The 17,824-nt window shown below is 62.9% G+C and carries 14 protein-coding genes and 1 tRNA gene; 13 read left to right on the forward strand and 2 right to left on the reverse strand.

The genetic code is table 11. The features are described 5' to 3' along the window. The first annotated feature begins 8 nt into the window (after nt 1-8). Entirely contained in the window at nt 9-665 is a 657-nt protein-coding gene (locus J2T07_RS13495) for a Pr6Pr family membrane protein (RefSeq protein WP_306850601.1), read from the forward strand. A gap of 74 nt (nt 666-739) precedes the next feature. Continuing rightward, the gene (locus J2T07_RS13500; RefSeq protein WP_306850697.1) at nt 740-2,572 is read left to right on the forward strand and encodes an ABC transporter ATP-binding protein; all 1,833 of its coding nucleotides are present in this window, start codon (nt 740-742) and stop codon (nt 2,570-2,572) included. 172 nt (nt 2,573-2,744) lie between these two features. On the opposite strand, the gene J2T07_RS13505 is transcribed toward J2T07_RS13500, so the two are convergent. Continuing rightward, nucleotides 2,745-3,623, reverse strand: coding sequence for a LysR substrate-binding domain-containing protein (locus J2T07_RS13505; protein ID WP_306850602.1), 879 nt, complete (start codon nt 3,621-3,623; stop codon nt 2,745-2,747). Between the two features lie 98 nt (nt 3,624-3,721). Between J2T07_RS13505 and J2T07_RS13510 the strand changes: the two genes are divergently transcribed. Next, entirely contained in the window at nt 3,722-4,621 is a 900-nt protein-coding gene (locus J2T07_RS13510; RefSeq protein ID WP_306850603.1) for a DMT family transporter, read from the forward strand. Between the two features lie 77 nt (nt 4,622-4,698). After that, entirely contained in the window at nt 4,699-6,333 is a 1,635-nt protein-coding gene (locus tag J2T07_RS13515; protein ID WP_306850604.1) for a serine hydrolase, read from the forward strand. Nucleotides 6,334-6,339: 6 nt separating this feature from the next. Here the strand turns inward: J2T07_RS13515 and J2T07_RS13520 are convergent, their stop codons facing one another. Continuing rightward, the gene (locus J2T07_RS13520; RefSeq protein ID WP_306850605.1) at nt 6,340-8,802 is read right to left on the reverse strand and encodes a DUF3772 domain-containing protein; all 2,463 of its coding nucleotides are present in this window, start codon (nt 8,800-8,802) and stop codon (nt 6,340-6,342) included. A 113-nt stretch (nt 8,803-8,915) separates the two neighbouring features. Here J2T07_RS13520 and tpiA point away from each other — a divergent pair, with 113 nt between their 5' ends. From tpiA to J2T07_RS13565, 9 genes are all read left to right on the forward strand, one after another. After that, nucleotides 8,916-9,665 carry a triose-phosphate isomerase gene (gene tpiA, locus J2T07_RS13525; protein WP_306850606.1) on the forward strand — a complete coding sequence of 250 codons (750 nt, stop codon included), beginning with the start codon at nt 8,916-8,918 and terminating at the stop codon, nt 9,663-9,665. 25 nt (nt 9,666-9,690) lie between these two features. Continuing rightward, on the forward strand, nt 9,691-10,146 hold the full coding sequence (secG, locus tag J2T07_RS13530) for a preprotein translocase subunit SecG (protein ID WP_306850607.1): 456 nt from the start codon (nt 9,691-9,693) through the stop codon (nt 10,144-10,146). 33 nt (nt 10,147-10,179) lie between these two features. Then, a tRNA-Leu gene (locus J2T07_RS13535) sits at nt 10,180-10,264 on the forward strand. Between the two features lie 185 nt (nt 10,265-10,449). After that, complete coding sequence (locus tag J2T07_RS13540) at nt 10,450-11,676, forward strand: tyrosine-type recombinase/integrase (protein WP_306850608.1); 1,227 nt, start codon at nt 10,450-10,452, stop codon at nt 11,674-11,676. A gap of 313 nt (nt 11,677-11,989) precedes the next feature. Next, a complete protein-coding gene (locus tag J2T07_RS13545; RefSeq protein ID WP_306850609.1) occupies nt 11,990-12,349 on the forward strand; it encodes a S24 family peptidase in 360 nt (119 codons plus the stop codon). 130 nt (nt 12,350-12,479) lie between these two features. Next, the gene (locus J2T07_RS13550) at nt 12,480-14,324 is read left to right on the forward strand and encodes a recombinase family protein (protein WP_306850610.1); all 1,845 of its coding nucleotides are present in this window, start codon (nt 12,480-12,482) and stop codon (nt 14,322-14,324) included. A 276-nt stretch (nt 14,325-14,600) separates the two neighbouring features. Continuing rightward, nucleotides 14,601-14,903, forward strand: a complete 303-nt coding sequence (locus J2T07_RS13555) for a hypothetical protein (protein ID WP_306850611.1) — start codon at nt 14,601-14,603, stop codon at nt 14,901-14,903. A 349-nt stretch (nt 14,904-15,252) separates the two neighbouring features. Then, entirely contained in the window at nt 15,253-15,843 is a 591-nt protein-coding gene (locus tag J2T07_RS13560; RefSeq protein ID WP_306850612.1) for a hypothetical protein, read from the forward strand. A 107-nt stretch (nt 15,844-15,950) separates the two neighbouring features. Continuing rightward, on the forward strand, nt 15,951-16,157 hold the full coding sequence (locus tag J2T07_RS13565; RefSeq protein WP_306850613.1) for a helix-turn-helix transcriptional regulator: 207 nt from the start codon (nt 15,951-15,953) through the stop codon (nt 16,155-16,157). Nucleotides 16,158-17,824 lie beyond the last annotated feature (1,667 nt).

Below are 17,824 nucleotides of genomic sequence, written 5' to 3' on the forward strand. Positions count from 1 at the left end.
AGGGGCCAGTGTCTCCACGTGTCACCGCGGTCTCCAACCTGTTCGCCATCGTGGTCGCGGCGGTGGCGTGGCCGGCGCTCGTCTTGCAGTACTGGCTGACGATGTGGTCCGGCTTCGAAGGGCTGGCGCTACTGCGCTTCTTCAGCTTCTTCACCATCCTATCCAACGTGCTGGTGGGGCTGGTGGCCGCCTCGGCGGCGATGGGGGGCAACTGGGGACCCGTGAGGTTCTGGCGCGGCCCGCGCGTTCGCGGGCTCGCGGCGGTGTCGATCACGGTCACCTGCCTGGTCTATGCGACCGTACTGCAGTCGACATGGGAGCCGCTGGGCCCGCAACTCATCGCTGACCGGGCGTTGCACTACGTGGTGCCGGCACTGTACCTCGTATGGTGGGTCGCGTTGCTTCCACATGGCGCGCTGGCGTGGCGCGACGCCCTGCACTGGCTGTGGTTCCCACTGTTGTTCGCCTTGTGGACCTTCGCCCGTGGCGCGATCGTGCGCGAATATCCGTATCCCTTCCTGGACGTGGAACGCCTCGGTTACGGGATGGCGCTGGCGAACGCCTTGCTGGTCGGCATGGTATTCCTCGTTCTGGGAGCGACCTTCGTCGTACTCGACCGCGCCCTGTGCAGGAACCGTTTCAGCGGCGGTGGGCGCCAACGCTAGTAACGCGGCAGGCTGACCCGGGCGATCCGTTCCCTGCACATGCCGTGCGCGTCGAGTCGGACTACAATTGGCGGATGATCTTCCGCTGGTTCGAATCCCTCATCGACATCTTCCGCGAGGCGCCCGACCGCGCCCCGCCCAAGGGTGTCGTGCGCTTCTACGCCTATTACCTGCGTCAGGTGTGGAAGGTGTTCGCCGCCGCCCTGGTCGTGGGGTTGGCCGTGGCCTTGATCGAGGTGGCGCTGTTCGACTTCCTCGGCCGCGTGGTCGACATGGCGCAGAAGACGCCCGCGGCGGTGTTCTTCCAGACGCATTGGCGCACGCTGGCCTGGATGGGGTTCGTCGTGGTGATCTTGCGGCCGTTGTCGATCGGCCTGCACGACCTCCTGGTCAACCAGACGCTCAGCCCCGGCATGACCAACATGGTCCGCTGGCAGCACCATCGCTACGTGCTCAAGCAAAGCCTGTCGTTCTTCCAGAACGATTTCGCCGGCCGTATCGCCAACCGCATCATGCAGACGGCGCCGGCGCTACGCGAGTCCGCGGTGCAGGTGGTCGACGCCCTGTGGTACGTGAGCGTCTATGCGGGCACCTCGATCTATCTGTTCGCCAAGGCCGACGTCTGGCTGGCCCTGCCGCTGGTACTGTGGATCGTGGGATATGTCGGCATGCTGGTGTTCTTCGTGCCCAGGGTGAAGGAGCGCTCGTGGAAGGCCTCCGAGGCACGCTCCAAGCTGATGGGTCGCATCGTCGACGGCTACAGCAACGTGATGACGCTGAAGCTCTTCGCGCACACGCATCGTGAAGAAGCGTATGCGAAGGAAGCGATGCAGGAGCAGACCGACAAGGTGCGTTCCTCCAGTCGCATGATCACCTCGATGGATGTCTCCATCACCTCGCTCAATGGGTTGTTGATCGCGGGTACGAGCGTGCTGGCGCTGTGGCTCTGGTCGCGAGGTACCGTCTCCACCGGGCAGGTGGCACTCGCCGTGGGCCTGGTGATCCGCATCAACAACATGTCCGGCTGGATCATGTGGGTCGTCAACGGCATCTTCGACAACGTGGGCACGGTGCAGGATGGCATCACCACCCTGGCCCAGGAGCGCACCGTAGTGGACCGCGACGACGCGCTTCCTCTTCGCGTGACGAAGGGCGAGGTCCGTTTCGACAACATCCATTTCCACTACGGCAAGGCCGGCGGCATCATCGGTGGCCTGGACCTGATCGTCCGCCCCGGCGAGAAGATCGGCCTGGTCGGTCCCTCCGGGGCGGGCAAGTCCACCCTGGTCAACGTATTGCTGCGCCTGTACGACCTCGAGGATGGCCACATCTTCATCGATGGCCAGGACATCGCCAGGGTCACGCAGGAGTCGCTGCGTTCCAGCATCGGCGTGGTCACGCAGGACACCTCGCTGTTGCACCGGTCGATCCGCGACAACCTGCTGTATGGACGGCCGGACGCCAGCGACGCCGAGATGGCCGAGGCGGTACGCCAGGCGCGTGCCGACGAGTTCATTCCCGGTCTCTCCGACGGCGAAGGACGCACCGGCTACGACGCCCATGCGGGCGAGCGGGGCGTCAAGTTGTCCGGCGGCCAGCGTCAGCGGATCGCGATCGCGCGGGTGTTGCTGAAGGACGCGCCGATCCTCGTGCTCGACGAAGCTACCTCGGCATTGGATTCCGAAGCCGAGGCGGCCATCCAGGAAAGCCTGGAGACCTTGATGCGAGGCAAGACGGTGATCGCCATCGCGCACCGCCTCTCGACCATCGCGAAGATGGACCGGCTGGTGGTGATGGAGCACGGCGCGATCGTGGAGACCGGCACGCATGCGGAATTGATCGCGCGCGGCGGCTTGTATGCGCGGTTGTGGGCGCACCAGACCGGCGGTTTCGTCGGCGTCGAGTAGGTTCCGCTGCCGCTATCGCCGCTGAAGCGGCTCCCACACTGCTGCCTCGTCTCCCACACTGCCTCGTCTCGTTCCCAACCGGACGCCAGGAAGGTTTCAGCCCTTCGGAAGCTTTTTGTGGGAGCCGCTTCAGCGGCGATAGCGTGGGAGCCGACCCTGTCGGCGATGCTCCTCAGCCCCGCGATTCCTGCGCCTCGCGCTCGATCCAGCCGATGAACGCCAGCGCCGCGGCGGACGGCGGGCGGTGCGCGGAATGCACCAGGTAGTACGCATATCGCGTCGGCAATTCCGGCCCCGGCAGACGAACCAACCGGCCGTCGGCAAGGTGAGCGGCGGCGAGACGCGTGCGCGCAAGCACCGCGCCCAGCCCCGCCGCCGAGGCATTCAAGCCATCGGCCGAGTCGCTGATCGTATGCATCGTGCCGCCACGCGGATAGCGAACAGCGGCGGCGCGGAACCATTCGCGCCAGCCCTCGGGCGCGATATCGGTGAGAAGGGGCAGGCCGGCGACATCCTCGGCGGACTGCACCCGCGACGCCAGTTCCGGCGACGCCAGGGGCTGCAACGAGTCGTCCATGAGGAAACGCGACGTCAGGCCCGGCCATTGGCCGAGGCCGTAGCGGAGCCCCAGATCCGGACCGCCTTCATCGAAGCGCACGAGGGAGCGATCGGTATCGATCGACAACCGCACCGTGGGATGCGCATCGATGAACCGGCGCAGGCGGGGCGTGAGCCAGTTGGCCGCCAACGAGGGCAAGACGCTCAGGCGCAGCCCATTGTCGCGACGATGCTGGCGCAGGCTGTCGAGCACCGACTCGACCTCGGCCAGGGCCGAGCCCGCGGCGTCGGCCAGCAAACGTCCTTCAGGGGTCAAGGCCACACCACGCGCATGACGCTGGAACAGGCTCACCCCGAGCGCGGTCTCGAGCTTGCGCACGTGGTGGCTCACCGCGCTGGCGGTGAGGTGCAGTTCCTCGGCCGCATGGGCGAAATTCTGGTGCCGGGCGGCGGAGGCGAAGGCGGCAAGGGCGGGGAGCAGGGCGGAACGCATCGTAGGGATGAATCAAATGAGAGGCTGGCTTGCAAAGGATGCGCTTGTGCGGCCTCCGGTTCCAGCGACAATAGGGGTTAGCCACAAGCGAGGTTCGTATGTCCGCCGCCGATACCCCCGTCGAATCCATCGTGTCCGCCGCCGAGAGGGACTGGCGCACGCCGGCGGAGCTTGTCGCCCTCGGCGCCATCTGGGGTGGTTCGTTCCTCTTCATGCGAGTGGCGGCCAAGGATTTCGGGCCGTTTCCCATGGTGGCCACCCGCCTGCTGTTCGGCTCGGTGATCCTGCTGCCCTTGCTGTTGCGCGCCCGCAAGACGATCCGTCCCGCCCACCTGTGGAAGATGCTGGTACTGGGCGCGCTCAGCGCGGCCATCCCCTTCACCTTGTTCGCTTGGGGTGCGGAGCGGGCGCCGGCGGGCATCGGTGCCATCGCCAACAGCATGACGGTCCTGTTCGCGGCCCTGGTGGCCTTTATCGGTTTCGGTGAAAAGATCGGCACGCGCAAGGCTATCGCGCTCGTGGCGGGCTTCGTCGGTGTCGTCGTGCTGGCAAGCGGCCGCACCGCGGGAGAGAACGTCGCGCCCGCAGCGCTCGCCGGTGCCGCCGCGTCGTTCTGTTATGGCCTGGCGGCCAATCTCATCAAGAAGTACCTGTCGGATATCGCGCCCACCGCGGTGGCGGCAGGCTGCCTGCTGGGCGCCACCATCCTGATGGCTCCGCTGGCCCTGCTGACCTGGCCGGACGCGCCGATTCCGGCGAAGTCGTGGATGGCGGTCATCGCGCTCGGCGTGTTGTGCACCGGCCTGGCCTATGCGTTCTACTTCCGCCTCATCCAGCGTATCGGCGCCTCCCGCGCCGCGACCTCGACCTATCTCGTGCCTTTGTTCGGCGTGGGCTGGGCGTGGATGTTCCTTGGCGAGGCCCTCACGCCGACCATGGCTCTGGCGGGTGCGATCATCCTGGGCAGCGTGATCCTGAGCCAGAAACGATCGGTGTGATCCATCGCCTGGCGAGGTCTTTCGCCAGGTCTCGCGACGTGGAATAGTCCCGGCACCTCATCCGCCACGGACCCGACATGCCGCCTCTCCGCTACCTTCTCGCCTTCGGCGTCACGAGCTTCGCCTTCGCCCTGGCCGCGCACGCTCAGGATGCCGCGCCGACGGCCGTCGCCAGCAGTGCCGGGGCACGTCCCGATGCGCTCGCCGACTTCGACGCCTACGTGGATGCCACGCGCAAGCAGTTCGACGTGCCAGGCATCGCCGTGGCGATCGTCAAGGACGGCAAGGTGGTGCTGGAGATGGGCTCGGGCGTACGCAAGTTGGGCGAGCCGGCCAAGGTGGACGCGCACACGCAGTTCGCGATCGCGTCGAATACCAAGGCCTTCACCGCCGCCTCGCTGGCGATCCTCGCCGACGAGCACAAGCTCGACATGAATGACCGCGTGATCGATCGCCTGCCGTGGTTCCAGATGTCCGATCCGTATGTGACGCGCGAAATGCGCGTGCGCGACCTGCTCGCCCACCGCAGCGGACTCAGCCTGGGTGCCGGCGATCTCCTGTACTGGCCCGCCACCTCGTACACCACGAAGGAGGTCGTGCAGCGCCTGCGCTACGTGCCCCTGGCCAACAGCTTCCGTGCCGGTTACGCCTACGACAACATCCTCTTTGCCGTTGCCGGGCTGGTCATCGAGCAGGTGTCGGGCAAGCCGTGGGCCGACTTCGTGCGCGAACGCATCTTCGTGCCGTTGGGCATGACCGAGTCGCAGTCGCACGCGCCGGACACCATCGGTCCGAACGACGACATCGCCACGGGTCATGCGAAGTTCGACTTCAAGGACCTCAAGCCGGTGGCGGCGATGTCCTGGAGCAACAACCCCACCGCGGGCGGCATCTATACCAGCGTGCACGATCTGTCCAAGTGGATGAACATGCAGCTGGCCGGTGGCAAGTACATCGATGCCTCCGGCAAGGAGCAACATCTCTTCAGCGAGAAGCGCCAGGCAGAGATGTGGTCGTTGATCACGCCAATCGCCATCTCCGAACCCGTTGTCCCCGAACTCAAGGCGGCGAAGCCGAACTTCTACGGCTACGGCGAAGGCTGGTTTGTCTCCGATTACCGCGGACACAAGCTCGTCTGGCATACCGGCGGCTGGCCCGGCATGGTGTCGCGCCTGACCCTCGTGCCCGACCTCAAGCTGGGCATCGTCGTGCTGACCAACCAGGAAACCGGCGCCGCGTTCCAGGCGGTGACGATGCGCGCGCTCGATGCATACATGGACGCGCCGAAGACGGACTGGATCGCGGCGTACGCGGCCGGCGTGAAGAAAATGGAAGGCAATGCCGACGACAGCATGAAGAAGCACGAAGCGGCGCGTGCGAAGGGCTCGAAGCCCTCGTTGCCGCTGGACGGCTACACCGGCACCTACCGCGATCCATGGTATGGCGATGTCACCGTGGCGAAGCAGGGTGGCAAGCTGGTGATGACCTTCACCAAGACCGCGCAACTCACCGGCACGCTGGAGCCCTGGCAGCACGATACCTTCATCGCCCGCTGGAACGACCGCTCGCTCAACGGCGATGCCTTCGTGAACTTCGCGCTCGATCCGGACGGCAAGGTGCGCGAGGTTCGGATGGAGCCGGTGTCGCCCCTCACCGACTTCAGCTTCGATTTCCAGGACTTGCGCCTGGCCCCGGTCGAGGCTTCGAAGTAAGCGCTATCAGCTTCCCGGGTCCGGATCGGTCGACGCCTTCGGCGCGCCCGATCCGGTCGGGCCGAGCAGGTCGCCCATGTTGCCACCCGAGCGGAGCACGAGGTCCTGCGGCCTCAGCAGCGGGATCTCGGCGCCGCGCAGGCGCGCGATGATGTCGAACAGGAGGTCGCTCTTCACGCCGCCGACATCGCGTGGGCTACCCACGTAGCAGACGGCGACGAAGGTCATCGCCGCGCGGTCGATGTTGTCGAGCGTGACGGAGGCCGCAGGCGTTTCCTGCACCGACGGGTGCGCATGCATGGCTTCCAGCATGTGCTCGCGTACGTCCAACGGGTCGCTGTCGAGCGGCATGGGCAGCTTGATCAGCACGCGGCCCTGCGGGTTGGCCATCGTCATGTTGCGCACGGGCTTGGTGATGAACGACGAGTTCGGCACGATGATGGTCGAGCGGTCGGCCACCTGGATCTCGGTGGCGCGCACGTTGATGCGGCGGATATCGCCTTCCGCATCGTCCAGCACCACCCAGTCGCCGACCTTCACCGGTCGCTCCGCGAGCAGGATCAGGCCGGAGATGAAGTTCTGCACGATCGCCTGCAGGCCGAAGCCGATACCTACCGAGAGCGCGGAGGCCACCCAGGTCACGTTCTGCACGGAGAGGCCCATCGCCAGCAGGGCGATCGCCACCACGATGACGATGCCGACATAGCCAAGGAGGGTGGTCAGCGAACTGCGCATGCCCGGGTCGAGGTTCGTCCTGGGCAGGTATTGCTCGGACATCCAGTTCTTGACCACCCGCACGGCCAGCAGGCCGAGGAAGAACAGCGCGATCGAGGTGATGATCTGGCTGGGCTTCAGTTCGACATCGTAGATCTTCAGCGACTGCAGCTTGCTTCCGAGCGTGAGGAGGTCGGTCGCGCCGGTGCCGAAACCGGACATCACGGCGGTGATGCCGAACAGGAAAAGACCCAGGCGGACCACGCCCGAAAGCAGTACGCCGGCTTGGTCGAGCAGCTTGGGATGGGTGCCGAAGATCGCCTGTGCGCGGGCGCTCATCGGCCCTTTTTCGGAAAGCAGCGTCTCGAACAGGTCGTCGACCAGGCGCATGGCGAGATACGTCGCGGCGATCACGATCGCCGTCCAGACCACCTGGCCGGCCATGAACGAGGCGAACGAGATGAAGCCGGTCAGGAGGGCGATCCACGACGCGACAATCGCGACCCATGCCGCGGCGATAAGCACGCTGGCCCAGATGGGACGAGGTGCCGGTGGCGTGCCGTCTTCGTCGAACTCGTGCGTACGGCCCAGCCGCAACAGGGCGAGGGCGCTGAGAACGGTGAAGACGATCGCCTGCAGGCTGCTGGTGAGCACGGTGGCGGCGAGGCTGGTGCCGATCGTGTGGTTCAGCTGCTGGAGAAAGTAGAACAGCACCACGGCCAGGGAGATCAGCATCGGGAAACGACGCAGGTCGATCGCTGTCTGGTCGGGAATGGCCGGCAGGCGCCACGACGGCCGCTTCGCCGAGATCAACGACCTGCCGAGGCCGGCGATGAAGGCGCCGAAGAAGACGAATTGCACGATCGTGCGCGCGATCTCGTCGGTTTCCTGGCTGAAGGTGTCGTTCCAGTTCAGGCCCAGGTAAAGCAGTTGCGTGCCCAGGCCGGTGGTGAGCGTGGAGGTAAGGGCGATGCCGAGGATCAGCGCCGAGCGGCGCAGCCTCCCGGGCGGCATGCGGTTGGCGGTCAGGTGACGCACCCGGTGTTCGATGTAGAAGCGGACACCGGTCATGAGCAGCAGGCCTAGCAGCGCGCAGGTGATCAGGGCCGTGCGATTGCCGTCGTTCCAGCTGGCGGCGACATCGGTCTTCACCGTGCCGGCGAATTCGCGGAGGTTGGCCGCGTCACGGGGAAAGGCCGCCGCCGGCTCCGACCAGAACAGCCGCGACAATGGCGAGTTCGTGCGTTGCGAGATGAGTTCCTGGAAGCGGATGCGGCGCAGGTCGGAGAGCTGGTTCGCCGTCTGCTGGGCTTCGAGCGCGATGCCATCCGTCTGTTTGACCTGCGCATCCACCGCGTCGAACGCCTTTTGCGCGTCCTTCCGCGTGGCGGCGAGTTCCGGTGCCTCCTTGGTGCCGATGGCTGGCGGTGGTCCCAACTGGTCGAGCCGGGCCTTCGCCGACTCCCGGTTCTGCTGCAGGGAAGCGGACAGTTTTTGCGCGTCGCCCGCGATGTCCCCGGACTTGCCGCGCAGGTCGTCGATGATCGTATCGGTGATCTTGTCGTCCTTCATCGCCTTCTCGATCTGGTCGAGGCGGCCGCGCAGGTCGTCGATCTGCTGCGATGTGCTGGGGGCGTCCGCCTGCGCGAACGCGCCGCCGGAGCCGGCGAGGAGGAGGGCGATGAAGAGGATTCTCAGGATGCGCATGAAGGGATCATCGGAGCCGGTGTCGACCAGGTCAAATGCCCGATGCATGCGTTACCCTCGGTGAACGGCGCATGCGGCGCCCTCCATGCGGCAATGCAGCTTTGCCGCGGAAGGTGGCGCCGTTATCCTGCCGCCCCCTTTCTCCACGCCTGGAATGCCCCATGCGCAAGAAGCTGGTCGCCGGTAACTGGAAGATGCATGGCTCGCGCGCCATGGCCGACGCCCTGGTCAGGGAGATCGTCGAGAACCGGCCGGACGGCGTGGATGTCGTTGTCTTCCCGCCCGATGTTTACCTGGACGGCCTGACGCGCGGGTACGGCGACCGCGGCCTGGGCTTCGGCGCGCAGGACCTTTCGGAGCATCATGTGCAGGGCGCCTATACCGGCGAGATCGCGGGCGGCATGTTGCACGACGTCGGTGCCCGTTGGGTCCTGGTGGGCCATTCGGAGCGGCGCCAGTACCAGCACGAAGGCGACACGCTGCTGGCCAAGAAGTTCGAGGCGGCGTGCAGGGCCGGGCTCACGCCGATCCTTTGCGTGGGTGAAACCCGTGAGGAGCACGAGGCGGGCAGGGCCGAGGACGTGATCGGCCGCCAGCTGGCCGCGGTGCTGGAGCACAACGGCATCGGCTCGTTCCGCGAGGCCGTCGTCGCCTATGAACCGGTCTGGGCCATCGGTACGGGACTGACGGCGACCCCGGAGAAGGTGCAAAAAATTCATGCCTTCATCCGTAGCCAACTGGCAAAAAAGGATGCTAATATCTCGCTCCTGACCCGGGTGCTTTACGGCGGAAGCGTCAAGCCGGCCAATGCGGCCGAACTTTTCGCCCAACCGGACGTGGACGGGGGACTCATCGGTGGCGCCGCCCTGGTGGCTTCCGATTTCCTGGATATATGCGCCGCGGCGCGATAATCGCGACACGGCAAACCAAGAAGACATGTTCATTCTCTTCAGCGTTTTCTATATCCTGATCGCCGCGGCGATGATCGTGCTGATTCTCATGCAGCGCGGCGCCGGTGCGGAGGCAGGTTCCGGCTTCGGTGGCGGTGCTTCCGCCACGGTGTTCGGTGCGCGTGGCTCGTCGAGCTTCATGACCCGCGCCACGGCCGTCCTTGCAGCCCTGTTTTTCTTGCTCAGCCTCGGCATGGGCATCTACCTCGGTCGCTCGGGCAATCCCCAGCCGGCCGCGGATCTTGGCGTGATGTCCGGTGTTACCACGCCGGCCGCTCCCGCCAACAACGCTCCGGTGACCCCGGCCGCGTCGGACGTGCCCCGCGCACCCGCCGCAGCGAACGGTGACACCCCGGCCGCCACGGCGCCGGCAGCGAACAACGATGTTCCGGCCCCGAAGCAGGATGCCACCAAGGCTCCCGCCGAACCGGCCAAGAAGTAATCAGAAAGACGCGCGACACGCTGTAAAAGTTATGCCCAGGTGGCGGAATTGGTAGACGCACTACCTTGAGGTGGTAGCGGCTTAGGCTGTGGGGGTTCGAGTCCCCCCTTGGGCACCAAACGTGAGTTTCGGGTCGTACCATCCCGACTCAACAGGTATAGAGAACCCGCCCCAGTGGCGGGTTTTTTATTGGTTGGCTGTCCCAGAGTGTCGCTAGCGGTCCCAGCACATCCCCTATTGCGTGTGAGTAACTTTGTGAGTAGAGTTGGCCCGTACTCACACAGATGACGCCCGGTTACTCACATGCTTACCGACGCGAAGCTACGTGCGCTGAAACCAAAGGACAAGCTGTATCGGGTCACTGATGCGGCGGGCCTAGTGGTTGAGGTACCTGTAAGCGGTGGGCTCCGCTGGCGCTTCCGATATCGCTTTAACGGTATCCCGAAGATGCTGAGCCTGGGGACTTATCCGAGTATTTCTCTGGCCCAGGCCCGGGCACGCCGGGATGCGGCTCGTGCGCAGGTAGCAAATGGCATCGATCCAAGCGCTAGCCGTCAGGAGGCGAAGCGGGAACGAGCGTTGGCTCTTGCTCCGGTCCATACTTTCAGGTCGGTAGCCGAGCTTTGGATGGTCCGACAGGACGTGGCGGAGGCGACGGCGAGCAAGTCACGCTGGATATTCAACACGTTCCTTTATCCAGACCTTGGCGACCGGCCGATAAAGGAAATCACCGGCCGTGACCTGCTGGAAACTCTGCGCAAGGTCGAAGGGAAAGACATGCTTGAGACGGCGAAGCGCGCCAAGATCAAGGCAGGGCAGGTCTTCCGTTTTGCGATCATCGAAGGCTTCGCGGACGTCGATCCCACTACGAGCCTCAGGGGTGCTCTGAAAGCACCTAAGGTGAAGCATCATGCTGCCATCGTGGACCCACACAAGGTCGGCGAGCTATTGCGCGCTATTGATGGCTTCTCGGGTCAATACGTGACCCTCTGTGCCCTCCGATTCGCCCCACTGGTCTTCGTGCGCCCAGGGGAGCTTCGGCAGGCCGAATGGTCCGAGTTCGATCTCGACGCAGCGGTTTGGCGGATTCCGGGGGGCCGCATGAAGATGAAGGCCGCCCACATCGTGCCGCTGTCGAAACAGGCTGTTGCGATCCTGCGCGAACTCCAAGGCTTCACCGGTCACGGGCGCTTCGTGTTCCCGAGTATCCGCTCGGCCTCTCGGCCCATGAGCGAGAACACCATCAACGCAGCGTTACGCCGCCTTGGGTACACGGGCGACGAAATGACGGGTCATGGGTTCCGCAGCTTGGCCGCTACACGTCTGAACGAAATGGGTTGGAATGCTGACGCCATCGAGCGTCAGTTGGCCCACGCCGAATCGAACAAGGTCCGTGACGCTTACACCCACGCTGCTCAGTACCTCAAGGAGCGCACGCGGATGATGCAGGCGTGGGCGGACTACCTCGACGCCCTAAAGGCGGGTGGCAAGGTCGTTGCATTCAAGTCGCAGGCGGGGTCTGCGGCGTAAGAATTCTGACGCGAAAGTCAGAAGCGGCGGGACAGGGTATTGCAGTACCCCGCCCGCCTAACCACCACCACGACACATGGAGTCGCGATCATGGCTAACAACATTGTAGCTGCACGCTTGTCCTCACCAGCGTCCCGTTTGGGGGCCCCTTCGGTCCCGCCCATCGTTTTCGCGGAAACGGCTCAGGAGCAGGAACTACTGGACCTGTTCCGTCATCTGTCGCCCCGGAACAAGGTGGCAATTCTCGCAGCCGTGCGGACCCTCGCCGACATGTCCGCCCTCGCCACCAGTGCAAAGAACTGAGGACACGGCCATGGGTAACGAACTGCATGCTAGCCGCGCGTTCAATGGCAATCTCGCGGATTTTCTGGATAGCCAGCCCTCAATAAAGCGTCTTCGCGTTCTCGATGACGCCATGGTCGGTACCATCGCTGCTGGAGACATCATTACCGTCGATATGGGTAACCGCGAGGTCGATAGCGGTCATTGCTATCTCATCCTTTCGGAGGGAACCGTGCGGGTACGTCGCCTTGCAGTTAGCGACGGGGTGCTAAGCGTTAATGCCGATAGCACGGACAAGACTCTTTACCCTGACATGACCATCGCGGGGGATTCCCCTGACTTCGCCGTACTGGGTCGAGTGACCGAGCGGCAGAGTGATAAAGGACTTTAATCCTCGCAGATATCGCCACAGAGCCCGCCCTAACCGGCGGGCTTTTTTTGTTGCATAGATGATTCGGTTGCCGCAGTCGTCTCGTAGGCGTACGGTGTGAGTAGTCCGCCTAAACGGTTGGGACTCACCCATGCCCCGCAAGAGCGCCCCTGGCAGGGCCAAAGCCACCGTTAGGGCGGCTGAATACGTGCGGATGTCTACGGACCAGCAACAGTATTCGACCCAGAACCAGTCTGCCGCTATTGCGGCCTATGCCGCTGCTCACGCTATGACTATCGTCAAGAGCTACCGTGACGAGGGTCGAAGCGGCGTGCGGATAAAGGGGCGACGCGCCCTTCAAGATCTACTCGCGGACATTCGCAGCGGCGAGAAGGACTACGACGTCGTTCTCGTGTACGACGTTAGCCGATGGGGCCGGTTTCAGAATCCAGATGAGGCGGCGTACCACGAGTTCGTGTGCAACCTAGGCGGCGTAAGCGTCGTCTACGTGGCGGAGTCGTTCTCCAACGACGGAACGCCATTTTCAGCTGTACTGAAGGGCCTGAAACGGGTAATGGCTGGCGAATATAGCCGTGAGCTTTCGGCAAAAGTCTATGCTGGACAGTGCAGGCTTATCGGCATGGGATATCGGCAAGGCGGCTCAGCTGGTTATGGCTTAAGACGCATGCGACTGGATGCTTTAGGACGACCTCGGGGCATCTTGGAGCATGGACAGAGAAAGGCAGTAATCACCGACAGAGTGATCCTCGTGCCTGGTCCCATGGATGAGGTTCGGATAGTGCGCAGGATATTCCGGGAGTTCGCCGCTGGGATGGGCGCAGCTGCGATCGCACGCGGACTAAATGCAGAAGCGATCAGTTTCCTTGACGGTAAAAGTTGGAATAACCATCGCATCCGGGCGCTACTGAAGAACGCGAAATATGTTGGAGACAATGTGTTTGGACGTACCCACGGGAGCTTTCAACTGCCTCGGGTTAATGTGCCCGAGGATGCTTGGGTTATGCGGAAGTCCTCCTTTAAACCCCTCGTGTCGCGTCAATTGTTCCTCAAGGCCAGAGAGCGCTTTGAGCAGATGGCTAAGAAGAGTGACGAAGACGTGTTGTCTCCCCTTAGAGAAATCCTTGCGAGGGAAGGGCAGATCAATAGCCGGCTGATCCGGGAAGACCGGCAGGCGGTGTCCGTGCCAACGCTCGTGCGCCGTTTCGGCGGTCTCAGGCACGTATATCGACTCATCGGGTTTACGCCCAAAAAGAATCTCGCCTATGCGGACGCCCGGGCCCATTTTCTTGGGGTGCGGGAGAGCACAATGGCCGACGTTAAGGCCATGTTTGAGCAAGTGGGGTTGCCCGTGACTCGCCAGGGTTGGCGGCTTCAGATCGAGCACGCGTGGTCACTGTCCGTTGCGGTTGTAAGGACATCGCTTTATCACGAGACCGAACGCTGGTACGTCAGACAGGTTCCCGACGATGCGGACATTGTGATATTTGTGCGCCTATCGGCCGACGGTTCCACCATCAGAGACTACGTATTTTGGCCCGCTGCGATCTACGGGTTCATCCCGGAGAATGTTTCTGGACGAACCTATCCGGCCGTAGCGGCATATACGTCGGGTTCGCTTCTCTCGCTAGCTCGCTGCCTGGGACGAGGGTCGGTCGACGCACCGCCTCTCGATCACGCAACCGATATTCATGGGCTGGCGCAGAGGTGCAGAAAGCGCGGCCAGTCGATTTCAGAAGCACTGATCATCGTCGAAGGTTTTCTGGAACTCGCGAAAGAGGGGGCGAACTTCGGTGCGCTGGAGAATGCTCCGGAAGGCGACGGGGAAACGATCCTTCGATACGTATTGCTATCCCGGCAAGGCAGCGTCCAACTAGAAAATGCCGCCCTGGTTTGTTGGCTGGCGAGGCATCACCAAGCGGCATTGACCGTACTCCAATGGGCCTCGGATGACCTCCTGACGGGAATGGGGGGATGACACGGCCCGTATGGTCTGTCCCGTTGCAATTCGCACAGCTTGGGCGCATATTGTGTCCGTCGCCGCAAATTCGGTGACCGGGCGTAGGAACCCGTAAATTACGAGGCGCAACGGCGCCTATGGCGCTTTTTTTGTGTCTGTTGCGACACGCCTGCTTTCTGGTGGGCGTGCAGGGCAGCCTTCGGGCTGGTCGGTTACCTCGTATTCCGGCATTCCTACCCCTGCACGTCCGCCACCTTACGTGTCGGTCATTCCTCTTCAGCATCGAGGTGTGCCATGGGTAACGAAAGTGCAGTCGCCAAAGTCTCCGAACTGTTCTCATTCAACGGCAAATACTCCATCCCCGATGAAAACAGGCCACATCAGCTGCTCAACGACGCCTCCAATTTCCTGTCGAGCGCGATCGAGATCTTCCTCGGTGAGATAGAGGGTATCGACTGCTTGTCACGAAGCGCCGGAGACCTCGGCCGAGGTCAGCGTCTCTGGGGGGCGTACCACCTATTCCAGATGGCTCAGGGGACGGTGGATGCCGCCAATTCGCGCCTCGGCCGCACTCGGGGCGGGGAGGGGCAGTCATGAGCGCCCAAGTTCTGACCCTCCCTGTCGGCGGGCAGCGACACAAGGCCCCATCCGTCACGGCCTGCACGGTTCTCCGGTTCCCCACGAATGACCGGACAAGGCCGATCAGCGACGAAATGTAGGCCGTGTGGGAGACGCGTTGCCCGCCTGGCCGTGACCTCTATGCCTTCCGTGCTGACATCCTTTCAATCCTTCGGGACGCATTCCCGCAATACGGAGCCACCTTCGACACTATGTATGGCACAGAGGCAGCAGCCGGAGGACGGCCCTGCTCTGAGCTAGGCTTTGAATTAAATCAATCAATCAAACAGGGGGAGGTTCGCCTCTCCCGCCATGAGCAGGCGGAGTCATGGAACAGGAAAAGCACGACGACATTAGTGCCACGTTGCAGCGAATGGCCGAAGAGTTTTCGGCCAAGGTCTCGCGATATTCGGAGGTGTCTGGGCTTTCGAACCTCCAGGCTCGGAAGGTTCTGCTTGCGATCAGTGGTTTGCGTTCGACTCGGGAAAAGATTCGGAACTTGCGAGGCAGGGCCGATCTTCCCGTCAGTTCAGACACCGAATCGCTGTTTGAGAGCCTATCTATCGGACAAGCATTCCTTGCTGGCGGTGAGCGGGAGGTAGACGTTGCCATTGAGCGAGCCGAGCAGGATGACTTCCTTGCCGCCTTCGTAGCTACCGTCCATGTGGTGAGCGACATCGCCATAGCTCTGGACTTCCTCGCGAGCGAGGAGCGGCAATCCAAAGCGTCGCGGGCTGCTGTTGCGCGGCACCTCGTAGATAACAAGCGCAAGGAAGACGCCTTTGAGCTGTTCCTATCGCGAGAGTGGAAGTTCAAGGCCGATGCAGCCAGGGCCATCGAGCGGGTGTTCCACGTCACGTACAAGACCGCTGAGCGCTGGATTAGCGAATGGACCCGTCCAATCCCCCCGTCTACGTAGCAGAGAGGGGATTCTCCTGCGCTCAGTTGGGCTTCTGCTCGGCAAACATGGGCGAAATAAACCCCTGTCGGATATAGGTTAGGCATCACCCAACACAAGGTGATGCCATGCAGTCCCCTGATGCAATCCGCTTCTCCCGACTCCCCGAGGTCTGCCATCAGACAGGGTTGAGTCGAACCCACATTTACCGCCTTGAGTCCAAGGGTCGGTTTCCCCGTCGAATCCGCTTAACGGAAGCCACTACCGCCTGGGTCGAATCTGAGATCCAGCAGTGGTGTGCGGAGCGCATCGCCGCGTCACGAGGTGATGCATGAATGGGGCGGTACGTTGTCCCCGTTTCGACTCGTGCAGCGCTCCCATCTGCCCACTCGACCCAAAATGGCCCACCGCCCAGCACATCCAGGGCGAACGTGTCTGTGGGCTTCTGACCGAAGTGGTGAAGGTTGGCGGCCAGCAACGTGTGGGGAGCGTCCTGTTCGCCGATCAGTTCGCCACGCTCGTTCGCGAGTGGCCGAAGGTGGAGGCACGATGGGCAGACATCCGGGCTCGCCTCCGGGCATCGGCCAAGACGGGCTCACGTATTGACCGCGCAATAGCCAATTTCCGTACCCCATCATCGGGAACGCAGGCCATACCCCTACCTACCCCCTTCGTCCCCCCTGAATCCTCGATGGTTGGGGCCTTTTCAGGGGGTGCCGAGTGACGACAAAAAAGCGTTGGAAAGAAAAGGGGCGCCGAGATTCCGGGCCTTTTGTCCGAATCCCTCATGAGCTTCAAGACTCTGAGAATTGGAAGGCTTGCGGCGGGTCCGCTCTTAAGCTGCTGTGTGCCCTGGCCCGTCAATACAACGGCAAGAACAACGGCGATCTGGGAGCGTCAATACGTGTACTAGGCCCCCGTGGCTGGCGCTCATCCGACACGCTGGATAGATCCCTAAAAGAATTGCTGCATTTTGGGTTCATCTCGCTGACGCGCCAAGGCGGTCGCAACTCGCCCAGCCTCTACGCAATCACATGGCGGCCCATCGACGAGTGTGGCGGGAAGCTTGATTGCCCAGCTACCAACATTGCGTCGAATGATTGGAAGGAGCCGCGAGGGCCGTTCAAGCGCCTTTCAAAAATCGCATCGTCAAGTTCGGAATCCGGAGCAACTAGATACGGAATCCGGAGCAGTGCTGTTTCTAGGGCTGCATGATTGCTCCGGAATCCGGAGTTGTCAGCGCACTTTTCGGTAATTCCTTGCTCCGGATTCCGAACACCTTTATAGATATATACCAAGGGGTCTCTGTTTATGACCGTCCACTATCTCCCCGGATACGTCCAAACGACCTCCGGTGGCGCGTCGAAGTTGTTCGCGTCGAAAGAGGACACGCCCGGATCCGATATAACGGGCCGTAACGCTCTAAGTAACGCCCTAGCCGTTACTCAACGGTCTCCGGGCTGGAACAACCGCAGACCCGATGTCCAGCGAGTCCAGATCGGTGCTTGCACGCTGTTGGCGGTGCCGTACCGCCGTTGGGCTTGGCGACGCTACGAGCTTCGCGTCGCCGAACAGCGACGCCGGGAAGCCTGAATGACTATCGGCAGGCGGGCCGATACGGACGAGGAAACAATCGAGCGAGCCGCGCGACTTCTCGCAGGGGCGCTTGGTTACGGGAGTCCGTGGTTTGCAACGACCATTGACTCCCCTTATGTGCCGGGGACTGACAATGATCCCAAGAACCATGCACTGACGGTGTGCAGTCCCGGGCTGGTGACGGAGCAGGCTGCATGGAGCGTTGATGGCTCTCGGCACGTGAGGCGACAGCGGGCATGGCGTCAGTCGGCCTACCGAGTAGCCACACCGGTCTGTAAGCCAAGGCATAGCGTCCTTGCAGCGTTGTCTCTGGCAAAGCTGGACGGTCCCCTTGAATCAGTCCTTTTTCTCTACGTAACCGGTGACGTTGGGCGGTTCTGGCCGGACGTGGAGCGGTTCGGGCTGG

This window comes from Luteibacter jiangsuensis (genome assembly GCF_030812295.1).
Classification (GTDB): domain Bacteria; phylum Pseudomonadota; class Gammaproteobacteria; order Xanthomonadales; family Rhodanobacteraceae; genus Luteibacter; species Luteibacter jiangsuensis_A.

Excerpts from the sequence above, each read along its gene's own strand:
- J2T07_RS13565 (WP_306850613.1), top strand. The coding sequence starts at position 15,951 with ATGCAGTCCCCTGATGCAATCCGCTTCTCCCGACTCCCCGAGGTCTGC.
- J2T07_RS13505 (WP_306850602.1), bottom strand. The coding sequence starts at position 3,623 with ATGCGTTCCGCCCTGCTCCCCGCCCTTGCCGCCTTCGCCTCCGCCGCC.
- J2T07_RS13515 (WP_306850604.1), top strand. The coding sequence starts at position 4,699 with ATGCCGCCTCTCCGCTACCTTCTCGCCTTCGGCGTCACGAGCTTCGCC.
- J2T07_RS13550 (WP_306850610.1), top strand. The coding sequence starts at position 12,480 with ATGCCCCGCAAGAGCGCCCCTGGCAGGGCCAAAGCCACCGTTAGGGCG.
- J2T07_RS13500 (WP_306850697.1), top strand. The coding sequence starts at position 740 with ATGATCTTCCGCTGGTTCGAATCCCTCATCGACATCTTCCGCGAGGCG.
- J2T07_RS13520 (WP_306850605.1), bottom strand. The coding sequence starts at position 8,802 with ATGCATCGGGCATTTGACCTGGTCGACACCGGCTCCGATGATCCCTTC.
- J2T07_RS13545 (WP_306850609.1), top strand. The coding sequence starts at position 11,990 with ATGGGTAACGAACTGCATGCTAGCCGCGCGTTCAATGGCAATCTCGCG.
- tpiA (WP_306850606.1), top strand. The coding sequence starts at position 8,916 with ATGCGCAAGAAGCTGGTCGCCGGTAACTGGAAGATGCATGGCTCGCGC.
- secG (WP_306850607.1), top strand. The coding sequence starts at position 9,691 with ATGTTCATTCTCTTCAGCGTTTTCTATATCCTGATCGCCGCGGCGATG.
- J2T07_RS13555 (WP_306850611.1), top strand. The coding sequence starts at position 14,601 with ATGGGTAACGAAAGTGCAGTCGCCAAAGTCTCCGAACTGTTCTCATTC.
- J2T07_RS13540 (WP_306850608.1), top strand. The coding sequence starts at position 10,450 with ATGCTTACCGACGCGAAGCTACGTGCGCTGAAACCAAAGGACAAGCTG.
- J2T07_RS13510 (WP_306850603.1), top strand. The coding sequence starts at position 3,722 with ATGTCCGCCGCCGATACCCCCGTCGAATCCATCGTGTCCGCCGCCGAG.
- J2T07_RS13560 (WP_306850612.1), top strand. The coding sequence starts at position 15,253 with ATGGAACAGGAAAAGCACGACGACATTAGTGCCACGTTGCAGCGAATG.